This is a genomic window from Geodermatophilus sp. SYSU D00779 (assembly GCF_054050595.1).
Genome location: NZ_JBJGZQ010000003.1, coordinates 68,461 through 86,953 on the forward strand (window position 1 = coordinate 68,461; position 18,493 = coordinate 86,953).

Annotated in this window: 16 protein-coding genes; 10 read left to right on the forward strand and 6 right to left on the reverse strand. The window is 77.5% G+C overall.

Annotated elements, in window-relative coordinates; all coding sequences use genetic code 11:
• Positions 1-59 precede the first annotated feature (59 nt).
• From ACI79G_RS02860 to ACI79G_RS02870, 3 genes are all read left to right on the forward strand, one after another.
• Positions 60-812 (forward strand): class I SAM-dependent methyltransferase, encoded by a 753-nt coding sequence (locus tag ACI79G_RS02860; RefSeq protein WP_456879533.1) that lies wholly within the window; start codon positions 60-62, stop codon positions 810-812.
• Entirely contained in the window at positions 809-1,993 is a 1,185-nt protein-coding gene (locus ACI79G_RS02865; protein ID WP_456879535.1) for an alkaline phosphatase family protein, read from the forward strand. Before ACI79G_RS02860 ends, ACI79G_RS02865 begins: the two co-directional genes overlap by 4 nt.
• A gap of 102 nt (positions 1,994-2,095) precedes the next feature.
• The gene (locus ACI79G_RS02870) at positions 2,096-3,337 is read left to right on the forward strand and encodes a serine hydrolase domain-containing protein (protein ID WP_456879537.1); all 1,242 of its coding nucleotides are present in this window, start codon (positions 2,096-2,098) and stop codon (positions 3,335-3,337) included.
• Positions 3,338-3,346: 9 nt separating this feature from the next.
• Here the strand turns inward: ACI79G_RS02870 and ACI79G_RS02875 are convergent, their stop codons facing one another.
• From ACI79G_RS02875 to ACI79G_RS02885, 3 genes are all read right to left on the reverse strand, one after another.
• Positions 3,347-4,288 (reverse strand): sucrase ferredoxin, encoded by a 942-nt coding sequence (locus ACI79G_RS02875; RefSeq protein ID WP_456879539.1) that lies wholly within the window; start codon positions 4,286-4,288, stop codon positions 3,347-3,349.
• A gap of 96 nt (positions 4,289-4,384) precedes the next feature.
• On the reverse strand, positions 4,385-5,383 hold the full coding sequence (locus ACI79G_RS02880; protein WP_456879540.1) for a cupin domain-containing protein: 999 nt from the start codon (positions 5,381-5,383) through the stop codon (positions 4,385-4,387).
• A 308-nt stretch (positions 5,384-5,691) separates the two neighbouring features.
• The gene (locus ACI79G_RS02885) at positions 5,692-5,994 is read right to left on the reverse strand and encodes a BatC protein (RefSeq protein ID WP_091219342.1); all 303 of its coding nucleotides are present in this window, start codon (positions 5,992-5,994) and stop codon (positions 5,692-5,694) included.
• A gap of 255 nt (positions 5,995-6,249) precedes the next feature.
• Here ACI79G_RS02885 and dinB point away from each other — a divergent pair, with 255 nt between their 5' ends.
• The 3 genes from dinB to ACI79G_RS02900 all read left to right on the forward strand — a co-directional run bounded on the left by dinB (position 6,250) and on the right by ACI79G_RS02900 (position 8,495).
• A complete protein-coding gene (dinB, locus tag ACI79G_RS02890) occupies positions 6,250-7,419 on the forward strand; it encodes a DNA polymerase IV (protein ID WP_456879542.1) in 1,170 nt (389 codons plus the stop codon).
• A gap of 230 nt (positions 7,420-7,649) precedes the next feature.
• Positions 7,650-8,060, forward strand: a complete 411-nt coding sequence (locus ACI79G_RS02895; protein WP_456879544.1) for a DUF3040 domain-containing protein — start codon at positions 7,650-7,652, stop codon at positions 8,058-8,060.
• A gap of 81 nt (positions 8,061-8,141) precedes the next feature.
• The gene (locus ACI79G_RS02900; protein WP_456879546.1) at positions 8,142-8,495 is read left to right on the forward strand and encodes a hypothetical protein; all 354 of its coding nucleotides are present in this window, start codon (positions 8,142-8,144) and stop codon (positions 8,493-8,495) included.
• Positions 8,496-8,572: 77 nt separating this feature from the next.
• Here ACI79G_RS02900 and ACI79G_RS02905 read toward each other — a convergent pair whose 3' ends face one another.
• Genes ACI79G_RS02905 through ACI79G_RS02915 form a run of 3 tightly spaced genes read right to left on the reverse strand, consistent with a single transcriptional unit; the run spans position 8,573 to position 13,303 of the window.
• A complete protein-coding gene (locus tag ACI79G_RS02905) occupies positions 8,573-10,966 on the reverse strand; it encodes a transglutaminase family protein (protein ID WP_456879548.1) in 2,394 nt (797 codons plus the stop codon).
• Complete coding sequence (locus ACI79G_RS02910) at positions 10,963-12,321, reverse strand: DUF58 domain-containing protein (RefSeq protein ID WP_456879551.1); 1,359 nt, start codon at positions 12,319-12,321, stop codon at positions 10,963-10,965. The genes ACI79G_RS02905 and ACI79G_RS02910 overlap by 4 nt, the downstream gene beginning before the upstream one ends.
• A gap of 1 nt (position 12,322) precedes the next feature.
• Positions 12,323-13,303 (reverse strand): AAA family ATPase, encoded by a 981-nt coding sequence (locus tag ACI79G_RS02915; RefSeq protein WP_456879552.1) that lies wholly within the window; start codon positions 13,301-13,303, stop codon positions 12,323-12,325.
• A gap of 491 nt (positions 13,304-13,794) precedes the next feature.
• Between ACI79G_RS02915 and mraZ the strand changes: the two genes are divergently transcribed.
• From mraZ to ACI79G_RS02935, 4 genes are all read left to right on the forward strand, one after another.
• On the forward strand, positions 13,795-14,229 hold the full coding sequence (mraZ, locus tag ACI79G_RS02920; RefSeq protein WP_091219327.1) for a division/cell wall cluster transcriptional repressor MraZ: 435 nt from the start codon (positions 13,795-13,797) through the stop codon (positions 14,227-14,229).
• A gap of 449 nt (positions 14,230-14,678) precedes the next feature.
• Positions 14,679-15,671: a 16S rRNA (cytosine(1402)-N(4))-methyltransferase RsmH gene (gene rsmH, locus ACI79G_RS02925; RefSeq protein WP_456879553.1), complete on the forward strand. Its 993-nt coding sequence runs from the start codon at positions 14,679-14,681 to the stop codon at positions 15,669-15,671.
• Positions 15,672-15,759: 88 nt separating this feature from the next.
• Entirely contained in the window at positions 15,760-16,461 is a 702-nt protein-coding gene (locus ACI79G_RS02930) for a hypothetical protein (protein ID WP_456879556.1), read from the forward strand.
• Positions 16,462-16,463: 2 nt separating this feature from the next.
• The gene (locus ACI79G_RS02935) at positions 16,464-18,293 is read left to right on the forward strand and encodes a peptidoglycan D,D-transpeptidase FtsI family protein (RefSeq protein WP_456879558.1); all 1,830 of its coding nucleotides are present in this window, start codon (positions 16,464-16,466) and stop codon (positions 18,291-18,293) included.
• Positions 18,294-18,493: the final 200 nt, after the last annotated feature.

Genomic DNA, 18,493 nt, shown 5'->3' on the forward strand with positions numbered 1-18,493 from the left:
CGGACGCACCCCCGCGAGCGGACCGGTGGCCGGGACCGACCGCCGCTAGGCTCCGACGGGTGCCGCCGTCTGCCCCCGCCTCGTCCGCCGCGGACCAGCTGCCCGCACGCGCGGCCGCCGTCTGGGCCGCCCTCGACCCGCTCGTCGGGGCAGGCCACCCCCTGCGGGTCCTCGACGTCGGCGGCGGCAGCGGCAACTCCGCCGTCCGGCTGGCCCAGATGGGCCACGACGTCACCGTGGTCGACCCCAGCGCCGACGCCCTCGCCACGCTGAACCGGCGGGCCGAGACCGCCGGCGTCGCGTCGCGGGTGCACGGCGTCCAGGGCGACGGCGACCGGCTGCACGAGGTCGTGTCCACCGGACCCGACGGCGGCTACGACCTGGCGCTGTGCCACTCGGTGCTCGAGGTGGTCGACGACCCCGCCACCACGCTGCGCGAGCTCGCCCGCGCCCTGCGCCCCGGCGGCACCGCCAGCGTCGCCTCGGCCAACCGGGCCGGCGCCGTGCTGGCCCGGGCGATCGCCGGCCACCCGGTCGAGGCGCTGGCCCTGCTCGAGGACCGCGACCCCGCCCCGCGGCGCGCCCGTCGTCCGGCCCGCCGCCGGTTCGCCCCCGACGACCTGCTCGCCCTGGTGGAGGCCGCCGGGCTGCAGCCGGGCAGCTGGCGCGGCGTCTCGGTCGTCGCCGACCTGCTCGACGTCGCCTCCGGCGCCGAGCCCGAGGCGGTCCGCCGACTGGAGCTGGCGCTGGCCGGCAGCTCGCCCTACCGCGACGTCGCCGCCGGGCTGCACCTGCTCGCGACCCGCCCGTGAGCCTCCCCGTCGACGGACTCCCGCCCGACCTGGCCCGGCCCGACTACGGCACGGCCACCCTCGCCGACGTCCTCCCCAGCGCCGCCACCGCGCTCGGCGTCCCCGTGGAGCGCGGTGACCTGCCGCCCGACCCGCTCGGCCTCACCACGGCGCTGGCCGGCGCCCGCCGGGTCGCCGTCCTGCTGGTCGACGGGCTCGGCGCCGACCTGGTCCGCGCCCACGCGGACGTCGCGCCCAGCCTGGCCGGGCTCGCCACCCCCGCCGGCGACCTCTCCGCGCCATGCCCCAGCACCACCCCCGTCAGCCTCACCACCCTGGGCACCGGCCTGCCACCGGGCAGCCACGGCGTCCTCGGCTTCGTCACGGCGGTGCCGGGGGAGGAGCGCACGCTCAACCACGTCCAGTGGACCGACGACCCCGACCCCGCCGTCTGGATGTCGCGGCGCAGCGTCTTCGAGCAGGCCGCCGAGGCGGGGGTCGAGGTCAGCGCCGTGGCGCCCTACGCGTTCCGCGGGTCGGGGCTGTCGAACGTCGCCTACCGCGGTGCGCGCTACACCGGCACCGTGGGCGCCGGCGATCTGGCCGCCGTCCTGCTGGAGTCGCTGGCCGCCGCGCCGCGCACCCTCGTCTACGGCTACACCGCCGAGCTGGACCTCACCGGTCACGTCCGCGGCGTCGACTCGGCCAGCTGGCGCGCCCAGCTGGCCCTCGTCGACCGGCTCGTCGAGCAGGTCGTCGACGACCTGCCGGACGACGCCGCGCTGCTGGTCACCGCCGACCACGGGATGCTCGACGTCCCGCCGGGCACCCGGCTCGACCTCGACGCCACCCCCGAGCTCACCGAGGGCGTCCGGCTGCTCGCCGGTGAGCCGCGGGCCCGCTACCTGCACGCCGTCCCCGGCGCCGAGGCCGACCTGCTGGCGCGGTGGCAGGAGGTCCTCGGGGACCGCGCCTGGGTCGCGGGCCGCGACGAGGCCATCGCCAGCGGCGTCTTCGGCCCGGTGGACGACGACCTGGCCGGGCGGATCGGCGACGTCGTGGCGCTCGCCCGCGGCACCTGGGCACTGACCGCCACGGAGCGGGAACCCGGCCCGAGCCGGCTGGTCGGCTACCACGGCTCACTCACCGCGACGGAGCTGGCCATCCCGCTGCTCGCCGCGCGAGGCCGCGCTCTGGCCTGAGCACGGCGCACCGGCGGCCGTTGACGGCACCGGCGGGTCGGACGACAGTGCCCGGCGTCCGGCGACCGCCGCTGGACGTTCCCCCGCACGGCGGAGCCCCCGATGACCGCTCGACGCGCACACCCCAGCCCCCGACGAGCCGGACTCGTCCTCGCGGTCCTCGCGGTGCTGGCCGTGACGGCCGGCCTCGTGGCCCCCGCCGCCGCAGCGGGTCCGGGCGCCCCCACCCCCGCCCTGGCAGCCGACCTGCGGGCGGACCTCGAGCAGTACCTGCAGGAGCGGGGTGCGGCGGAGCACGTCTCGGCCGCCGCGGTGGGCGTCAGCCTCCGGGACCGGCCGGAGACGGTGGACGTCAGCGCCGGGACCACGGCGTTCGGCGGGTCCGTGCCGGTGTCGCCGGACGCCCTCTGGCAGGTCGGCAGCAACACCCAGGCGATGACCTCCGTGCTGCTGCTGCAGCTGGAGGCGGAGGGCCGCCTCTCGATCGACGACCCCGTCGGCCGGTGGCTGCCGCAGTACCCGCAGTGGGCCGACGTCTCCCTCCGGCACCTGCTGAGCATGACCAGCGGCATCCCCACCTACGACGACGCCCCGGAGTTCCTGGCCGACTACGCCGCCGACCCGCTCCGGGAGTTCTCCCGGGAGGAGCTGCTCGGCTACGCGGCCGCCCTGCCCGCGACCTCCGGGTACAGCTACTCGAACACCAACTACGTCCTCGCCGAGCTGGTCGTCGAGCGGGTGACCGGGACCGGGTACGCCGCCCAGCTCTCCGCCCGGCTCCTCGGCCCGCTGGGCCTCAGGGACACGTACTACCGCTCGCACCGCTACCCGCCGGGGATCGCCGACCGCCAGCCGGCCGGCTACTTCAGCCGGACCACCGAGCCCGAGCTGGCCGCACTGGTCGGGCAGGACGTCAGCCGGTACAGCCTGTCCTGGGCCCGCGGCGCCGGTGGCGTCGTGAGCACGACGGCGGACATGACCCTGTGGGCACGCCTGCTGTACGACGGGTGGCTGCTGCCGCCGCAGCAGATGGCCGAGCTGCTGAGCCTGGTGTCGACGACGACGGGCGAGCCCATCGAGGCGACGAGCCCCGAGGACCCGAGGGGCTTCGGCCTGGGGGTCGCCCAGCTGACCGACGCCCTGGGCACCTCCTGGTCCTACGAGGGGCAGACCCTCGGTTTCCGCTTCCTGCACGCGTACTTCCCGGAGTCCGGGCTGATCGTCGCCATGGGCCTGAACAGCTCACCCGACGAGGACCGGATCGGCGACCTGGCGACCGCGGTGTACGACACGTTGCACGCGCACGGGTTGGTCGGGCCGGCCCCGGTCGGTGTCGCGGCCTGAGTCCCGGGCTCAGATGCCGGAGAGCAGCCGCACGTGCCAGGTGCGGCCGTGCGCGGGGTGCAGCGCCCGGCAGGTGAGCGGCGCGGACTCCCCCGACGGCCGGCTCTCCACCTCGGTCACGACGTCGCCGTCCGGGCCGGCGAGCGTGACCACCCACCGCTCGACCTCGACCCCCGCCGGGGTCAGCCGACGCACGTCGCGCGGCTGCAGGTCGTCGACCCCGAGCAGCGACAGCTCTGCCCGGACGGTCTGCTGAGCCGCCTGCACCGGCGCGGGCAGCCCGGAGCGGCCGCGCAGCCAGGGCAGCGCGACCCGGCCACCGGCGTGCGCCTCGACCAGCTCGGCGCCGTCCCCGGGCACCTGGCCGTAGTAGAAGCCGTGCGGCAGCACGAGCACGTTGCTGGCGAACCGGCAGCCGCCGAGGTGGCTGCACTCCCAGACGTCGTCAGCGGGCATCGTCCGGGCCAGCGGCCGCCCGCGCAGCGCGCAGCAGGCGTCGTGCCCGCCGTGCGCGCACACCAGGTAGAGCGGCCGGTCGGCCCGCTCGCCGACCGACCCGTCCCACGGCACGTCGACCAGGTCGGCGTCGCTGTCGCGCACCGACCACCACACACCCTCGGCGCCGGGCCGGCCGTCGACGTAGGCCCAGCGGCGCTGCGAGTCGGTGAGCCGGTCGCCGGGACGGCGGACCAACAGCACGCGCACGCCCTCGACCCGCGCCCGGTGCGCCAGCCGCGGCGCGACGGCGGGGTCGAACCGGGACTGGGTGAGCGCGTCGACGCCCCACGGCCCCGGCTGCTCGACCAGCAGCCAGCGCTGCGCCGGCGAGGCGGTGGCGACGCCGGAGTCGCCGCGGACCAGCGCCTGCACCGAGCAGCGGTCGGGGTCGAGCCGTCCCGCGGGCAGTCCGGGCGCTGCCGCGACCTGGCAGAAGTCGGCCGGAGCGGTCACGGCGTCACCTCGCCGGCGCTCGCCGCAGCCGGGACCGGCGGTGCCGTGCACGTGCGTGACCTCGCGAGCTCGGTCACGGGCCGGGGTCCGCCCGGCTCACGATCCGTTCCCGGGCGCGTGCTCACGCCCCCCATGGTGCTCCGCGGTCGCACCGGGCACGGTGGCGATGGACTCGGTCACCAACCGGCGGGCCAGGGTGACCTGGTCGGCGGCGTCGAGCCCCGGCAGGTCGGCGACCTTCAGCTCGCCCGCGGCCAGCAGCTCGGCCACGGCCGGCCGGGTCTCGGCGGGCAGCTCGAGGGAGCGCCGTCCGGCGACCAGCGTCACCCGGCCGTCGCCGGCCTCGCGCAGCTGGCAGCGCAGCCGGCGGCGCAGCCGCAGCACGGTGTCGGGGGAGAGGGCGGCGGCCGCGGTCGCCTGGGCCAGCGGGGCCACCGGCTCCGGGCGGACCTGCGACCAGGTGCGGGCCCGCAGCCGGTCGGCGACCTCGGCGGGGTCGACGCGGTCGAGCCAGCCCTTCAGCGCGGTCACGACCGTCGCGACGTCGTCGGCCACCGCGGCGGGGTCGGCGAGGTCCACGCCCAGCGGCAGCGAGCGGCGCAGCTCGGGGTCCTCGGCGGCGAGCACGCGGACCAGGTCGAGCGCGCTCTCCGCGGCCGCCCAGCGGGTCACCGAGTGGATCCCGACGGTCAGGTGCGCGCTGATCGCGCCCAGCGCGGTCGCCGAGTGCAGGTAGCCGCGGGGCAGGTAGAGGGCGTCACCGGGGCGCAGCACCGCGTCGATCACCGGCTCGCGCTCGGCGGCGGCGGCCACCGCGGCGGCCCGGTCGTTCCACGGCTGGGTGCGCAGCGGGTCGGTCAGCACCGGCTCGTGGATGCGCCAGTGCTTCTCGCCGGCCACCTGCAGGACGAACACGTCGTGGACGTCGTAGTGCGGGGAGAACCCGCGCGAGGACGGCGGGGTGACGTAGGCGTTGACCTGGGTGGGGTGGCCGAGGTCGGCGGCCAGCTGGTCGGCGAACTCGATCAGCGGCGGCCAGAGCCGGTGCAGCCCCTGCAGGACGACGGTGCTGCCGTCGGCGAACAGCCGCAGCACCGCGTCGGAGGAGACCTGGTCGGCGACCTCCGCGCCGGCGCCCCCGGAGGTCGTGAAGCGCTTGGTGTCGACGACCGCGCCGTCCTTGGCGATCCGCAGGAACGGGGTGCGCAGCCCGCGGCGGGACAGCAGCTCGTCGACCGCGGCGAGGTCGAGCAGGTCGTCGAAGGAGCCGCCGGTCTCCTCGGCACGGGTCAGCAGCGGCCTGCGGGCCCAGTGCTCCTCGGCGAAGACCCGCGGGTCGAGGGCGGTGCACCGACGCAGGGCCGGCCGGTCGACCGGCCGGCCCTGCGCGGTGGGGTCCTCGGTCAGGCGGAACCGTCCGCGCCGCCGTCGGCACCACCGTCCGCACCACCGTCCGCGCCGCCGTCGGCACCACCGTCCGCGCCGCCGTCGGCACCACCATCGGCACCACCGTCCGCGCCGCCGTCGGCACCACCATCGGCACCGCCGTCCGAACCGCCACCGACGGCGCCGCCGTCGGCCGGGCCGTGGCCCGCGCCGCTGTCGGCGCCGCCGTCCGCGCCGCCGTCGGAACCGCCACCCGCCGCGCCGCCGTCGGCCGGGCCGTGGCCCTCGGTGCTGGTCATGTCGTCGTCGTCGAGAGCCATGGGTCTCCCATCACGTCGGGTCCGGGCCGCCGGCCGGCGACCCTCCGGGGTGCTGTACCTCCCGCATCCTGCTCTCACACACCCGCCTCGACCAGCGGTGACGGGCCGTCGGCAACGTCCGGGTCACGACGCCGCGTCGAGGTGCCCCCGGGGTGGCGTGGGCGTTAGCGTCCTCCCGTCGGTCGAACACGCGTTCGAGCAACGGGGAGGGGTCGGGTGTCGTCGGGGTCGTCGTCCCGTGCTGCGGGCTGCACCGTGCTGCACGTCGACATGGACGCGTTCTTCGCCAGCGTCGAGGTGCGCCGCCGGCCGGAGCTGGCCGGGACGCCGGTGATCGTCGGCGGCGCGGGCAACCGCGGGGTGGTCACCTCGGCGACCTACGAGGCGCGCCGCTACGGGGTGCACGCGGCGATGCCGACGTCCCGCGCGCTGCGGCTGTGCCCGACGGCGACGGTGCTGCCGGGGGACATGGCGCTCTACGCCGAGGTGTCCCGCTCGGTCATGGCGCTGTTCCGCTCGATCACCCCGCTGGTGGAGCCGCTGAGCCTGGACGAGGCCTTCCTCGACGTGTCCGGCGCCGGGCGGCGGCTGGGCGACGCCGCCGAGATCGGCGAGTACCTGCGCGCCCGCGTCTTCGACGAGCAGGGCATCACCTGCTCGGTCGGCGTGGCCGGCACCAAGTTCGTCGCCAAGCTCGCCTCCACCGCCGCCAAGCCCGACGGGCTGCTGGTCGTCCGGCCGGCCGAGGTCATGGGGTTCCTGCACCCGCTGCCGGTCGGCGCCCTGTGGGGGGTGGGTGCCAGGACCGAGGAGGTGCTGCTGCGGCTGGGGCTGCGCACCGTCGGCGACCTCGCGCACGTGCCGGTGCGCACGCTGCAGCGGGCGGTGGGCCCGGCGGCCGGCGCACACCTGCACGAGCTGTCCTGGGGGCGCGACCCGCGGCGGGTGGTGCCCGACGAGCCGGAGCGGTCGACCGGGCACGAGGAGACCTTCGGCACGGACGTCGACGACCCCGCCGTCATCCACCGGGAGCTGCTGCGGCTGGCCGAGCGGACGGCGGGCCGGCTGCGCTCGGCCGGCTGGCTGGCCCGCACGGTGACGATCAAGGTCCGCTTCGCCGACTTCGCCACGATCACCCGCAGCCGCACCCTCGACGTCCCCACCGACGTCGGGCAGGAGCTCTACGACACCGCCCGTGCCCTCTTCGACGCCCTCGGCCTGGACCGGGCCCGCATCCGGCTGGTCGGTGTGCGCGCCGAGCGCCTGGTGCCGGCCGGGGAGACGCCGCGCCAGCTCGAGCTGGGCGCCCGGGAGCACGGCCGCCGGGAGGCCGAGCTGGCCGCCGACCGCGCCGCCCGCCGGTTCGGCGCCGGCGCGGTCCGCCCGGCGACGCTGCTGCACCGCGACGGACAGCGCACCCGGTGAGCCGGACGCGGCGTCGGGGCACGCCCGACGAGGTCGCACCCGACCGGGTGGCGGGAACTCCGGCGTCGCCCCGTTCGTCTCCCCGCAGACACCGCGGGCCACCCGCCGGGGTGATCACGGCGAGCCCGGCGCGGCCCGCCTTTCGCACCCCGCGGAGGGCTCGTATCCTCGGTGTCACCGACGGCGGGCACCGCCGTCGGGTCTTGGCTTTGGCCCACGTGGAGGTCGACGTGCCGCTCTCCGAGCACGAGCAGCGACTGCTGGAGCAGATCGAGCGCGCCCTCGTCGATGACGATCCCAAGTTCGCCTCGTCGGTCCGCTCCGGTGACCGCCGCGGCAAGGCCCGTCGCAAGCTGCAGCTGGGCGTCCTGCTGTTCGTGGTGGGCATGGCCGCGCTCATCGGCGGTGCGGTGATCCCGTCGGTGCCGCTGGGTGCCCTCGGCTTCTTGGTCGCCTTCGGCGGGCTCGCCCTCGCCGTCCTGAACTACCGTTCGGCCACCGGCGGCGTCGAGGTCGGTCCCGGGGCACCGGCCGGCGGTGCGGCCTCCGGCCGGGGTGGTCGCGGTCGCGCCGGCAAGGTCCGCCGGCAGCCGCTGAAGAACCGGCTCGAGGAGCGCTTCCGCCGCCGCTACGACCAGTAGCCCGCAGCCCCGTACGACAGCCGCCGTCCCTCCCGGACGGCGGCTGTCGTCTTTCCCGGCCCGACCCCCGCAGGAGGCACCGTGACCGACCCTGACACGACCGCCGTGTGGGACGACCTCGCTGCCGGCGGTGGCCTGTGGGCCTGGGGCGACGAGGACGGCGTGGCCCCCTGGACCGATGGCGACGGGCACGACGTCGTCCCGCTGTGGACCGCGGCGGACCGGGCCGAGGAGGAGTCGATGTCCGACGCCGAGCCCGGCGAGGGGCCGGTGTTCCTCGGCGTCGAGGCGTTGCTCGAGGCGATCCCCGAGTGGGTGGCCGCCGGCGTCCACGAGGCGGGGCTGCAGTCCGAGGGCGGCCGGTTCACCCTCACCGTGCCGCTGACCGAGCTGACCGAGCGGCTGCTGCGCCTGCAGGTCGACCGGCCGGCCTGAATCGGCCCCCGCAGGGCCAGGCCCCGTCCAGAGGCTCACCGTGACCCTGCGCACGGTGAGCCTCTGGACGGGGTCCTTCAGCCGCGCAGCGCCGTCCGGCCGCCCCACCGGAGCCGGGGCAGGGCCGCGCGCAGCCCCGCCAGCAGTGACGGCGGCCAGAGCAGCGCGCGCAGCCGGGCACCCCGCGGCGCCGCGACCAGCAGCCCGCGGCGGGCGGTGGCCAGGTCGGCGCGCAGCTCCGGGCCGACGGCGGGGACGCTGCCGGGGCGGGCGTAGCTGGCCGCCTCCTCGGCCCGGGCCAGCCGGGCGACCGCCGCGGCGACCCCGGCCCCCGCGACCGCGCGCCGGCCCGGCCGGTGCGCGCCGCCGCCGGGCTCGGCCGCCTCGGCCAGGGCCTCGGCCACCTGCCGCGGCGTCCGGGCCGGGTCGGCGGTCCGGCCGAGGTCCAGCGCGGTGGCGGCGAGCTCGTCCCACAGCGCCGCCGGACTGCCGGTGGCCAGCCGGCGGCGGCGCTGCAGCACCCGCAGCCCGGCCGGCACCGCCGCCAGCGCCAGGACGGCGAGGACGACGCCCGCGGTGCGCAGGGCGGCCGGCACCCACGAGTCGGCCTGCTGCGGCGTGGCCTGCGGCACCGGCACGCCCTGCGGGGTCGGCTGCGCCTGCGGCGTCGGGACCGTGGGGGCGGGCAGGGGCGCGGCAGTCGGGTCGGTGCGCGGGTCGACCTCCAGGTCCTGCGGCCGCGGCGCCCACGGCAGCTCGACGGCGCGGTCGGTGTCGATCGGGGTCGGGTCGTAGGGGACCCAGCCCAGGTCGTCGAAGTAGACCTCGACCCAGGCGTGCGCGTCGTCGCTGGTGATCAGCCGGCTGCCGTCGGGCTGCACCGTCCCGGGGGTGTAGCCGAGCACCACCCGCGCCGGGACGCCGGCCGCCCGGACCAGCGCCGCCATCGCCCCGGCGTACTGCTCGCAGTAGCCCTGCCGCAGCCGCAGGAAGTCGGCCAGGTCGTCGCCGCTGGTGCCCGGCGCGGTGGACAGCGAGTACTCGTAGCCGTTGGCCGGGTCGGTGAAGTGCTCGTAGACGGCCCGCACCCGCTCCTGGGGGGTCTGCGCCCCGGCGGTCAGCGTGGCGACCAGCTCGTCGACGCCCGGGTCGAGGTCGGGCAGGGCGGTGTAGCGCTGCACCAGCGGCAGCCCCGGCGGCAGCGGGCGGGCCTCGGCGAGCTCCTCGGCGGTGGGGCGCGGCTCGATCGCCGCGACCGACCAGGTCTGCCCGGCGGTCGACACGTCGCGGCCGAACACCGTGCCGGTGCCCGGGTCGAAGCGCCAGCGGTCGGGTTCGGCCACGTCGACCGACACCGGCGCGTACAGCACCGGGAGGAAGCGGTCCTGGTGGCCCAGGGCGGTGACCAGCGCGTCGACCGGCCGGCCCCCGCGCCGTCCGGGGAGGGCGGCGAGCTCGGCCTCATCGGCGACGTCGGTCTCGCCGTCGAGGTTGCCGACCGTCCAGCCCTCCGCGGCGTCGTAGACCTCCAGCGCGACGACCCGCAGGTACCCGGGGTCGGGCACCGAGGCGTTGAGCCGCAGCAGGTCGACCGGCTCGTCGCGGGTCAGCTGGCCCTGCAGGGCCGCGGCCGGGTCGAGGGCGGTCCCCGTCGAGCCGCCGCCTCCACCGGGGCCGAAGCCGCCCGAGAAGCTGCCCTCGCTCAGCGTGGGGACGACGGCGCCGACCACCAGGCCCAGCACCACGGCCGCCGCCCCGGTCCGGACGGCGGTCAGCGTCCCGGCCCCCAGCAGCGGGCGCCGTCCCCCCGGCGAGCGCCGGCCCAGCCGCCGGTGCTGGTCGGCGAAGAGCAGCAGCGTCAGCCCCGCGGCCGGTGCGGCCACCGGCAGCACACCGATCGACCCGGTCACCGTGCTCACCGGCACGCAGAACAGGACCAGCAGCCCCAGCCCGGCCAGCGCCGGCTGCCGCGCACCGACGGCGACCAGGTCCACGGCGACCGCGACCAGGCCGGCCAGCAGCGTGGTGAGCGCGACCAGCCCGGTCAGCGGCAGGGCGGGCGTGGCCTGCTCGGCCATCTCCACCGTGCCCTCGGCCATGACCGTGCCGAGGTCGCCGAGGCTGCCGCCGGTGGGCAGCCAGCCGCCCCACGCCTGGTCCGGGGCGAACAGCGCGGTGAGGACGCAGGCCAGCACGACCAGCTGGCCGAACGGGACGGCGAGGGCGACCAGCGCGGTGCACCAGCCGGGGGCCGCGCCGTCGGGGGTCAGCCGGTCGGCCAGCGCGGCACCGGCCACCCGCAGCAGCAGGCCGCCCGCGGCGACCGCGACGACCGCCGCGAGCACGGGCGGCCGCCAGTCGGCGTCGGCGAAGACCGGCACCAGGGCGAGGGCGCCGAGGGCGGTGGCGACCGCGGCGGCCAGCGTCGTCCCGGCGTCGCGCAGCAGGTCGCGCGCGGTGTCGCCGCTCATCGGACGCCGACCTGCAGGACGCCGGGCCGGGCCACCTGGGCCCACACGTCGGCGACCGTGTCGCCGGCGCCCGCGACGGCCACCTGCCAGCCGCCGGCACGCAGCAGGTCCGCCGCCGCCTCCTGCTGGCGGGTCAGCTCCGCGCGCGCCCCCGCGCCGACCGGCCGCCGGCGGCGGGCGGCCTCGACCTCGGCCCAGCTGCCGACGTCGGTGAGGACGGCGAGGTCGGTGGCCGGGCCCGAGCGCACCCGCACCAGCTCGGCGGCCTCGTCCGGGCCGATCGCGCCGAGCAGCGCGACGACCGGGCCCTCGCCGGCCGCACGGGTGAGCAGCGCCAGGCCGGGGTCCAGGCCGGCCAGCCGGGACGGCACCACCCCCGCGAGCCGGTCCAGCAGCTCCTCGCCGCCCAGCCCCGCGCCGGAGTCGGCGCCGGTCAGCTCGGCGCCCTCGGTGACCACCCGCAGCGTGGCGCCGCGCGCGAGCAGCTCGGTGCCGATGCTGGCCGCCGCCTCGACGAGCCACTCGAAGCTGTCCGCCGGAGGCGTGTCCGGGCCGGGAGGGGCAGCCCGGCGGTCGGCGGGCAGGGGCCGGGCGACCAGGTGGGCGCGGGCCCGGGTGTCGAGCAGCAGGGTCGCCTGCGCGCGCCACGGCCGTTCCTCCAGCCGCACCATGAGCTCCCCGGTGCGTGCGGTGGCCCGCCAGTGCACCTTCCGCAGGTCGTCGCCCTGCCGGTAGGGCCGGGTGCTCACGTCGTCCTCGCCGTGGACGGCGAGCGAGCGGCGCGCCCCCGAGCCGCCGGCGCCGTGCCCGCCCCCCGGGCCGCCGGGGCCCAGCGGCACCACCCGCGGGACCACGACGAGCGCGGCGCTGTCGGTGCCCACGACGCTGCGCAGCACCAGGCCGAAGGGGTCCACGAGCCGCAGCTTCAGCGGTCCGAGCCGGTAGCGGCCGCGTCGTCCGCCGTGCACGCGGTAGTGCAGCGTCGTGGAGCGTCCGCCGGGCAGCCGGTCGACGACGAACTGCGGGGTCGGCCCCAGCTCCCGCGGCAGGGTCTCGGCGAGCAGCCACAGCCCGCCGGTGCCGCGGCCGGCGTTGCTGAGCTCCAGCTGCACCTCGGCGTCCCGCCCGCGGGGCAGCCGGGCGGGGGTGACGGTGCGGCGGGAGGCCACCCGGAAGCGGTGCCGGGCGACGGCCACGGCCGACAGCAGCGGCAGCGCCAGCACGAAGACCGCCACCTGCACCAGCGGCTGCTCACCCAGCAGCACGCCGAGCAGCAGCAGGGTGAGCCCGGCGGCGACCAGGCAGCGGCCGCGCAGCGTGAGGCTCGCCAGCGCGGTGGCGACCGGGCCGGCCACCTCAGCGTCCGCGGGGGACGGGCACGGTCCTCAGCAGGTCGGCCACCACCTGCTCGGCGGTGCGACGCGAGGCGGCGGCGTCGGGGGTGAGCAGCAGGCGGTGCGCCAGCACCGGCACGGCCATGCCCTGCACGTCGTCGGGCAGCACGTGGTCGCGGCCGGCCAGCGCCGCGGTGGCGCGGGCGGTCCGCAGCAGCTGCAGGCCCGCGCGCGGCGAGGCGCCGAGCCGCAGGTCGGGGGAGCGGCGGGTGGCCTCGACCAGCGCGACGACGTAGCGGCGCACGGCCTCGGAGACGTGCAGCCGGCCGACGGCGGCGACCAGCGCACGGACCCCCGCCGCGTCGGTGGCCGGGGTCAGCGTGGTGAGCGGGTCGGTGGTCACCAGGTCGTCGAGCATCGCCAGCTCGGCCTCGCGGTCGGGGTAGCCCATGGAGACCCGGGCGGTGAACCGGTCGCGCTGGGCCTCCGGGAGGGGATAGGTGCCCTCCATCTCGATCGGGTTCTGCGTGGCCATGACGAGGAAGGGCCGGGCCAGCTCGTAGCTGACGCCGTCCACCGTGACCTGCCGCTCGGCCATGCACTCCAGCAGCGCCGACTGGGTCTTGGGGGAGGCCCGGTTGATCTCGTCGGCCACCACGATGTTGGCGAACACCGCCCCCGGCTTGAACTCGAACTCGCGCGTCTCCTGGTCGTAGACCGACACCCCGGTGACGTCGCTGGGCAGCAGGTCGGGCGTGAACTGGATGCGCCGCACGCTCGCGTCCACCGAGGCGGCCAGCGCCTTGGCCAGCGTGGTCTTCCCGACGCCGGGCACGTCCTCGACCAGCAGGTGCCCCTCGGCCAGCAGCACGACCAGTGAGAGGTGGACGACGTCGGGCTTGCCGTGGACGACCCGCGCCATGTTCGCCGCGATGCGGGCGCCCTCCGCCGCGACGTCGACCGGGACCGCTGTGTCCGCGGTCGTCGGGGTCACCTCGGTCACGCAACCTCCTCGCTGGCGCTCGTCGGCTGCGTGTCCGACGGTGCTGTGTCCGTGCGCGACCTCGCGAGCTCGGTCACGGGGTCTCCTCGCCGGCGCTCGTCGGCCGCGTGTCCGGCGGTGCCCTGCCCGTGCGTGACCTCGCGAGCTCGGTCACGTCATCAACGTTACGTGCCGGGACGCCTCCCGGGCGTGGCGTCGCACACGCCCACCCGGCCCGTTCCGGCTCCCCACCGGACCCCGCGCCGGGCTCTCCCGGAGGGCTCCGCTGGTGGGGCGCGGGGGGACGGCACCCCACCGCGCCCCACCTCGCGGCCGGGGCCCGCGTCCGGGCCGCTGACCTGCGAGAGCGGCGGTGGGGAGGGTCGATCACGACATGGTGTCGAGTGGTGTCCGGTGGGGCGGAGTGGGTTACTGTGTGGCTCGGTGGGGAGGTACGGCCCGTCCCGGGGGCGCCCCGGAGTGCGAGGAGGACCGATGGGGGAGGTGATCCGGTGTTCGTCGGCAGCTACCCGTTGCGCCTCGACGAGAAGGGCCGGCTCGCACTCCCCGTCCGCTTCCGCGAGCAGGTGGCCGACGGCATGGTGATCAAGAAGGGCCAGGAGCGCTGCATCTACGGCCTCACCATGGCCCGGGTCGCCGAGCAGAGCGCCGCGGCCGCCGCGATGGCGCCCTCCGACACCGCCGCCGCCCGCATGCGCGCGCGCATGAGCTTCGGGTCGATGGTCGAGGTCGAGCCGGACAAGACCGGCCGCATCACCATCCCCGCCAACCTGCGCGAGTACGCCGGCCTCGACCGCGACGTGGTCGTCGTCGGTGTCGACACCCGCTTCGAGATCTGGGACGCCGCCACCTGGGAGGCCTACGTGGCCGAGCAGGAGGCCATCTACGCCGACATGGAGAGCGAGGGGATGCCCACCCTCTCCTGAGCCGACGTCCCGCCCCTCCGACCCCTCCGGGCCCCACCCCCCGACCGAGCCGACTTCCCCGCGGCTCGACCGGGCAGGCCCGAGCCACCTTCCCCGCGGCTCGGACCCACACGGCGCCGGAGGAGACGCACCGCCCACCGGGCGCGCCGCCGGTCCCCACCGGCGCGGGCCCGCCCGTCCCCGCGGGGCTCCACCTGACGTACTTCCCCGGCGCCAGGCGGACCCCGCGGGGGGCGGGCCGGGCGCGTCCCCCGGGCCGGGACCCCACGGCACCCCACGGGACGGCCGGGCGGTCACACGGTCCCCACCGCGCCCCACCCGCCCCAGGAGCGCGCCCCGACCCCGCCGAAACGCCGCCGCGCTCCGCCCGCCGACCGCCGACCAGCCCCACCATGGACGGGCCCCCGCGCCCCCGAGGGCGCCCCGACCCCGTTCAGGAGCCGCCGACGATGAGCAGCACGGAGCCGGCACCGGGAGGGCAGGGCGCGTCCCCGGTGCACGTGCCCGTGCTGCTCGACCGGGTCACCGACCTGCTGGCCCCGGCCTGCGCCGCCGACGGCGCCGTCCTCGTGGACGCCACCCTCGGCCTGGCCGGGCACTCGCTGGCCCTGCTGCGCGCCCACCCCGGGCTGCGGCTGGTGGGCCTCGACCGCGACCCCGACGCCCGCGCCGAGGCCGCCCGCCGGCTCACCGACGCCGGCGTCGCCGACCGGGCCACCGTCGTCCCGGCCGTCTTCGACGAGCTGCCCGAGGTCCTCGACCGGCTCGGCCTGACCGAGGTCCAGGCGGTCCTGTTCGACCTCGGGGTCTCCTCGCTGCAGCTCGACCGCCCGGACCGCGGCTTCAGCTACGCCGCCGACGCGCCGCTGGACATGCGGATGGACCCGTCGGCGCCGCGCACCGCCGCCGACGTCGTCAACACCTATCCCGCCGCCGCCCTGGCCCGGGTGCTGCGCGTCTACGGCGAGGAGCGCTTCGCCACCCGCATCGCGCAGGCCATCGCCCGCGAGCGCGAGCGCGCGCCGTTCACGCACACCGAGCGGCTGGCGCACCTGGTGCGCGACTCGATCCCCGCCGCCACCCGCCGCACCGGCGGCCACCCGGCCAAGCGGACCTTCCAGGCGCTGCGCATCGAGGTGAACGACGAGCTCGGCGTGCTCGAGCGGGCGCTGCCGGCCGCACTCGAGGCGCTCGCCGTCGGCGGCCGCATCGCCGTGATCACCTTCCACTCCCTCGAGGACCGCATCGTCAAGCAGACCCTCGCCGCCGGTGCGGTGGACCGCACGCCGCCCGGCCTGCCGGTACCCCTCCCCGAGCTGGGCCCGACGCTGCGGCTGCTGACCCGCGGCGGCGAGGCGCCCTCCGAGGCGGAGGTCGCGGCCAACCCGCGGGCCGCATCGGCCCGCGTGCGGGCCGCCGAGCGCATCCGGCGGGCCGCGTGAGCGCCGCGGCGGCAGGCACGTCGTGCCCGACGAGGAGGACGACGCACGGGCCGCGGACGCGGCCGACCAGCGACGGTGAGGAGGCCGCATGAGCGCCACCGCCCGCGCGGCGGGGAACCCGTCCGGGGACCGCCCCGGCCGCCGGACCCCGCCCCCGCTCACCGCCGTCCGCCCGGCCCCCCGAGCCACCGGCGAGCGGCCGGCTGTCTCGGAGCGGCCGGCGACCGGCGAGCGGCCGGCTGCCGACTCGCGCACCGCGCGGACCGCCGCCCCGGCGCCCGCGCGCCCCGCCGGCACCCACACCGCCCCCGTGCGCACCGGCTCGCTGCGCAGCCGCACCGCCGCCCGCCCGACCCAGGCGCCCGGCCCGGCGCCCCGGAGCACCTCCGGCTCGCCGGCGTCCCGGCTGCGCAGCGCGGTCGGCGCCCACCGTGCGTCCTTCGTGCTGCTCGTCGTCACCCTGCTGGTGGCCACGACGCTGGGACTGCTGTTCCTCAACACCGCCATCGCGGTCAACTCGCTCAAGGCCACCCAGCTCGCCGCCGCCAACGAGGACCGCGCCCAGGAGGTGCAGCGCCTGGAGCAGCAGGTGATCGCCGGCGGCACGCCCGCCGAGCTGGCGCGCGCGGCGCGCGAGGCCGGCATGGTGCCCGCCGGCCCGGCCGCCTACCTGGTCGTCGGGGAGGACGGCAGCGTCACCCTGCGCGGCGAGGCGGTGCCGGCCGAGGACCCGGAGCCCAGCGAGGTCCCGAAGCTGCCCGCACCGCCGGTGGCCGGGGGTGGGGACTGACCGTGCCGACCCCACCGCGCCCGCCCGCCCCCCGCCGGCGTCCCGCCGACCGTGCCCCGCTGCGCGGCGGTGCGACCGGCGCGTTCACCTCCCGCCGTGCCCCCGGCAGCCGTCGGGTGCCCGGGGTGCTGCGGACCAGCCGCCGCCGCTACAGCGTCGGGTTCGTCCTCGTCGTCGTCCCGCTGCTGGTCATCACCGGCAAGCTGTGGCTGCTGCAGGGCGTCGACAGCGGCCAGTACGCCCTGGCGGCCACCCAGGACCGCATCCGCGTCCAGGACATCGCCCCCCTGCGCGGCTCGGTCGTCGACCGCGACGGCAACCCGCTGGCCTACACCGCCGAGGCGTTCCGCGTCACCGCCGACCCGACCCTGGTGGCCGACCCGGAGCGCACGGCCCTGGCGTTGACCACGCTGCTCGACGTCCCGGTCTCCGAGCTCACCGACCTGCTCTCCGAGGACGGCCGCTACGTCGTCCTGGCCTCGCAGGTACCGCCGGAGACCGTCGACGCCGTCGACGAGCTCGGGCTGGCCGGGATCTTCTCCGAGGACGACCCGGTGCGCCGCTACCCCGCCGGGTCGGTCGCCGGGCAGGTCGTCGGGTTCACCGGCCGCGACGGCCAGGGGCTGGCCGGCGTCGAGCAGACCCTCGACGAGCAGCTCGCCGGCACGCCGGGGGAGCGGCGGGTCGAGGTCGGCAGCGGCGGGCACCCGATCCCCTCGGGCATCGACGAGTCCACGCCCGCCGTCGACGGCCGGACCGTCGAGCTGACCATCGACTCCGACCTGCAGTTCGTCACCGAGCAGCGGCTGCAGGAGGCCTGCCAGGACGGCGCCACCGCCCGCGCCTCGGCCGTCGTCCTCGACGTGCACACCGGTCAGGTCGCCGCGATGGGGTCCTGCCCGGGCTACGACCCCGGCAACTACTCGCGGACCGATCCGGAGCTGCTGGGCAACCCGCTCGTCTCCAGCGTCTTCGAGCCCGGCTCGGTGCTCAAGGCGGTCACGCTCGCGGCGGCCCTGGAGGAGGGGAAGGCCACGCCGGACACGGTGCTCAGCGTCGACGGGCACATCCGGGCCGGGGACAGGATCGTGCGCGACGCCCACGACCACCAGCCGATCGACTGGACGGTCACCGGCATCCTGGCCAAGTCCAGCAACGTCGGCACGATCATGCTGGCCCGCGAGGTGGGCGACGAGAAGCTCGAGGAGTACCTGAGGGCCTTCGGCCTGGGCAGCACCACCGGCATCGAGCTGCCCGGCGAGAGCGCCGGCATCCTCCAGGACTCCGCGGACTGGACCGAGAGCCGCTCGGCCAACGTGCCGATCGGGCAGGGCGTCTCGGTGACCACGCTGCAGATGGCCTCGGTCTACCAGGCGATCGCCAACGGCGGGGTGCGCATCCCGCCGCGCATCGTCTCCGCCGTGGGTGGCGAGCCGACCCCGGCGCCGCAGAGCACGCGGGTGCTCAGCGAGGCCACCGCGGACGGTGTCACCCACATGCTCGAGGCCGTCGTCGGGCCCGGCGGCACCGCCCCGCTGGCGCAGGTCGAGGGCTTCCGGGTGGCCGGCAAGACCGGCACCGCGCAGCGGGCCAACCCCACGTGCAACTGCTACGCCGGCGGCGGCTACGTGACGACGTTCGTCGGCTTCGCCCCGGCCGACGACCCGCAGTACGTCGTCGCCGTCGACCTCGAGCGGCCCACCAGCAACGAGGAGGGCGGCCAGGTGGCCGCCCCGGTCTTCGCCGACGTCATGCGCCAGGCGCTGACCGCCGACGGCATCGTGCCGTCGGGGACGCCCCGCCCCGACTTCGTGCTGACCGGCCCGGAGTAGAAGGACCCCTGCCCCCCACCGCTCGCAGGCTCCCGGCGGGGCCCTGCAGGGGGCCGTTCCCGTTCGTCACCGGCTTCGCGGCGAACCCCTGGACCGGGCCGGCGCGGGACACCGCAGGGGGCGGCCACCACGTCACCGGGCTCGGCGGTGGAGCGCCCTCCGCGTGTGGGCGGCGGGCCGCGAGCGGCCCGCCGGTAGAT

Excerpts from the sequence above, each read along its gene's own strand:
- rsmH (WP_456879553.1), top strand. The coding sequence starts at position 14,679 with ATGAGCAGCACGGAGCCGGCACCGGGAGGGCAGGGCGCGTCCCCGGTG.
- ACI79G_RS02885 (WP_091219342.1), bottom strand. The coding sequence starts at position 5,994 with ATGGCTCTCGACGACGACGACATGACCAGCACCGAGGGCCACGGCCCG.
- ACI79G_RS02930 (WP_456879556.1), top strand. The coding sequence starts at position 15,760 with ATGAGCGCCACCGCCCGCGCGGCGGGGAACCCGTCCGGGGACCGCCCC.
- ACI79G_RS02905 (WP_456879548.1), bottom strand. The coding sequence starts at position 10,966 with ATGAGCGGCGACACCGCGCGCGACCTGCTGCGCGACGCCGGGACGACG.
- ACI79G_RS02870 (WP_456879537.1), top strand. The coding sequence starts at position 2,096 with ATGACCGCTCGACGCGCACACCCCAGCCCCCGACGAGCCGGACTCGTC.